This window comes from Bacillus cereus group sp. TH152-1LC, from assembly GCF_027710505.1.
GTDB classification, from domain to species: Bacteria; Bacillota; Bacilli; order Bacillales; family Bacillaceae_G; genus Bacillus_A; species Bacillus_A mobilis.
In genome coordinates this window covers 1-1,199 of the sequence record NZ_JAQFNK010000071.1, presented here as the reverse complement: position 1 = coordinate 1,199, position 1,199 = coordinate 1, and the positions used below count along the sequence as shown (strand labels likewise).

Here is a 1,199-nt window from a genome sequence, read left to right as displayed (position 1 = left end):
GTGTTACCTTGAACGCCCTGAGGTCCGGTAGCACCAGTAGCACCCGTGTTACCTTGAGGACCAGTGGCACCAGTAGCACCTGTGTTACCTTGAACGCCCTGAGGTCCGGTAGCACCAGTAGCACCCGTGTTACCTTGAGGACCAGTGGCACCAGTAGCGCCTGTGTTACCTTGAGGACCTTGAGGACCTTGAGGACCGGTAGCGCCAGTAGCACCCGTGTTACCTTGAACACCCTGAGGACCAGTAGCGCCCGTGTTACCTTGAACACCCTGAGGACCAGTAGCACCCGTGTTACCTTGAACGCCTTGAGGACCAGTAGCACCTGTGTTACCTTGAGCGCCTTGAGGACCAGTAGCACCTGTATTACCTTGAGGACCTTGAGGACCAGTAGCACCTGTATTACCTTGAGCGCCTTGAGGACCAGTAGCGCCTGTGTTACCTTGAGGACCAGTGGCACCAGTAGCACCTGTGTTACCTTGAACGCCCTGAGGACCAGTAGCGCCCGTGTTACCTTGAGGACCTTGAGGACCAGTAGCACCCGTGTTACCTTGAACACCCTGAGGTCCGGTAGCACCAGTAGCACCTGTGTTACCTTGAACGCCCTGAGGACCAGTGGCACCAGTAGCGCCTGTGTTACCTTGAACACCCTGAGGACCAGTGGCACCAGTAGCGCCTGTGTTACCTTGAACACCCTGAGGACCAGTAGCACCCGTGTTACCTTGAACACCCTGAGGACCAGTAGCACCTGTGTTACCTTGAACGCCCTGAGGACCAGTAGCGCCCGTGTTACCTTGAGCACCTTGAGGACCAGTAGCACCCGTGTTACCTTGAATACCCTGAGGACCAGTAGCGCCCGTGTTACCTTGAGGCCCTTGAGGACCAGTAGCACCTGTGTTACCTTGAACACCTTGAGGACCAGTGGCACCAGTAGCGCCGGTAGCACCTGTGTTACCTTGAACGCCTTGAGGACCAGTAGCACCAGTAGCGCCCGTGTTACCTTGAGCACCTTGAGGTCCGGTAGCACCAGTAGCGCCCGTGTTACCTTGAGGCCCTTGAGAACCAGTGGCACCAGTAGCACCTGTGTTACCTTGAACACCTTGAGGACCGGTAGCGCCAGTAGCGCCTGTGTTACCTTGAGGCCCTTGAGAACCAGTGGCACCAGTAGCGCCGGTAGCACCTGTGTTACCTTGAGGCCCTTG

General features: G+C 57.0%; 1 pseudogene. It reads right to left on the bottom strand.

The features are described 5' to 3' along the window. Positions 1 to 1,199: pseudogene (locus PDL00_RS34645) on the bottom strand (collagen-like protein); the annotation flags it as partial.